Source organism: Neorhizobium petrolearium, from assembly GCF_017873175.1.
GTDB lineage: Bacteria > Pseudomonadota > Alphaproteobacteria > Rhizobiales > Rhizobiaceae > Neorhizobium > Neorhizobium petrolearium.
This window is the reverse complement of the sequence record NZ_JAGGJW010000049.1, coordinates 1-2,432: the sequence shown is the minus strand read 5'-3', so window position 1 is coordinate 2,432 and position 2,432 is coordinate 1. Positions and strand designations below refer to the sequence as shown.

The 2,432-nt window shown below is 58.3% G+C and carries 2 protein-coding genes; one reads left to right on the top strand and one right to left on the bottom strand.

Going from position 1 to position 2,432, the window contains the following annotated elements; all coding sequences use genetic code 11:
* Nucleotides 1-83 precede the first annotated feature (83 nt).
* Nucleotides 84-1,457 carry an ISNCY family transposase gene (locus J2046_RS33555; protein WP_210059126.1) on the top strand — a complete coding sequence of 458 codons (1,374 nt, stop codon included), beginning with the start codon at nucleotides 84-86 and terminating at the stop codon, nucleotides 1,455-1,457.
* Nucleotides 1,458-1,463: 6 nt separating this feature from the next.
* Here J2046_RS33555 and J2046_RS33550 read toward each other — a convergent pair whose 3' ends face one another.
* Entirely contained in the window at nucleotides 1,464-2,201 is a 738-nt protein-coding gene (locus J2046_RS33550) for a hypothetical protein (protein WP_210059125.1), read from the bottom strand.
* Nucleotides 2,202-2,432: the final 231 nt, after the last annotated feature.

Below are 2,432 nucleotides of genomic sequence, written 5' to 3'. Positions count from 1 at the left end.
TGTAGCCGCAATGTTGAAGTGTCCTGTTTCTGCAAAGTTGGAATGTCACTCTCCCCGGGTTTTGATGACGGCGGAGATTGCGGATGGGATTGATAACGATGAGCGGGCGCGATCTGCAGCGGATCGAGATTTTGTCGAAGGTGATGGCCGGACGCATGACGCTGGTGTCGGCGGCGCATGTGCTTGATCTGAGCACGCGCCAGGTGCGTCGGCTGCTGGATCGGATCAGCACGGGCGGCGCGGCATCGATCAGACACAAGGCGATTGGCCGGCCGTCGAACAATCGGATCAGCGATGGTGTTCGCGATTACGCGGTGACGCTGGTTCGCGAACGCTATGCGGACTTCGGTCCGACGCTGGCGGCCGAGAAGCTTGCCGAACGCGATGGATTGCGCGTGTCGCGTGAGACATTGCGAAGCTGGATGGTCGATGCGGGACTTTGGCTGTCACGCAAGCAGCGACGGACGTTTCATCAGCCGCGGCTGCGGCGCGAGGCCTATGGCGAGTTGGTGCAGATTGACGGGTCGGAGCATCGCTGGTTCGAGGATCGCGGACCGCCTTGCTCGCTGCTGGTGTTCGTCGACGATGCGACCGGCAAGTTGATGCAATTGCGCTTCGTGCGTTCGGAAAGCGCCTTCACCTATTTCGAAGCATTGGAGCTGTATCTCAAGCGTCATGGCGCACCGATTGCCTTCTACTCGGACAAGCATTCAGTGTTCCGGGTGGCGAAGAAGGATGCCAAAGGCGGTCAGGGCATGACCCAGTTCGGGCGTGCGCTTTGCGAGCTAAACATCGAGATTCTCTGCGCAAATTCCAGCCAGGCCAAGGGCCGTGTCGAGCGGATGAATCGGACGCTGCAGGATCGGCTGGTCAAGGAATTAAGGCTGGCTGGCATCGACAATATGGAGGCAGGCAATGCGTTTTTGCCGGACTTCGTGGAGGACTACAATGCGCGCTTTGCGATCATCCCTGCCCGGCCCGACGACCTGCACCGGCCGCTGAATCTGGCGTCGGATCGACTGGAAGGGATCTTGTGCAAGCGCGAGCAGCGCTATGTCGGATCGCAGCTGACGTTTTCGTATGAACGCAAGCGGATCATGCTGGAGGAGACCGAGGTGACGCGTGGTTTGGTCGGACGCTATGTCGAGACCTATGCCTATGCCGATGGTCGCCTTGATGTGCGCTGGAAGGGGTATTCCCTGCCCTATACGATGTTCGACATGGACCAGCGAGTGACGCATGCGGCGATCACCGAGAACAAGCGGCTTGGTGATATTCTGGCTTACGTCAAGGAGCGCCAAGACCAGCAGGTGAAGCCAGTCGTGAAGACCAATAGCGAGAAGAACGGCTACACGCCGCGTGGTCGCAAGCCGGGTCGCAAGACGGATGTCATGAGTGATCCGGCGGTGATTGCGCGGCGAGAGAAAGCGTTAATGAGGCAGCCAGCGGCGGAATAAAGATCGTCAATGCATGCCGATGTCGCTTTGCGTATCCGATTCCAACTGCAGGCAAGCTGCCCAAAGTGGCGTCTTGTGGAAGGATCCATCCTGGAGAAGCGTGAGCCCCTCTCGTGCCTCATAGAGCAAGCCGAGCCAGCATAAGCGTCGGAAGACGCCATACTTGAGATCGGATTTCAGCTTCCAGGCCTCTAGGGTCAATTCGGTGTCCGACAGAGGCGCGAGGTCTGGATAGAGGATTTGCACAACGTCCATTGGAGTGCACCCCTTTCTGGCCTTGATATTGAGAAGATTGAGGAACATGCGCCACCAGCGTAACCGCGCTCGGACCTCTTCCTCCCGTTCGGTGGCGTGGACATACGAATAGAGATAATCCGTGGCGACCAGATCGAAGAAGGATTGTGGTTTCACCAGAAACTCTCGGCCGCGTCTGGTTGGCAGCAGCACATTCTTTTTCCGGCGAAGGAGCTTTAGATGACGGACCATGTCGCTCACGACCCAGAGCGGCGGCATGTCGCTTTCATTGAGCACCTTATTCATGCTGTAGAGGTCTTCTGCTGTGAAGCCTGGCCAGAGGAAGTTTACTGCGGCCCAATGCACGAACTTGCGGTTCATGGCGCCGGTCGCCGTCAATCCTATGCCCCCCTCACCGTCAGCATAGGCAACCGAAAGAAGCATGCCGCGAAGAAGCGGTGACAGCGCGGCGGCATCGACGTCACCTTGCAGTTTAATTTCCGGAAGCATCGTGCGGCTTTAATCCCTACCCCGCCCCATGCAGGTGCACGCGAGTATCAACCGGCGACAGAACAATTGCCAGTGAGAAAGCTAAAGCCGGAGGGTGCCCCTCACCCGCCCCGATCTGATCTTGCAACCGGGATCAGCCGGTCAGATCGGGGCTGATTGTCGTGCCGCGTCGAAGCACAAAGTGACACTTCAACTTTGCGCCGGAACGGACATCTCAACCTCGCCGCCACA

Coding starts and splice junctions, on each gene's coding strand:
- J2046_RS33555 (WP_210059126.1), top strand. CDS start 84: ATGGGATTGATAACGATGAGCGGGCGCGATCTGCAGCGGATCGAGATT.
- J2046_RS33550 (WP_210059125.1), bottom strand. CDS start 2,201: ATGCTTCCGGAAATTAAACTGCAAGGTGACGTCGATGCCGCCGCGCTG.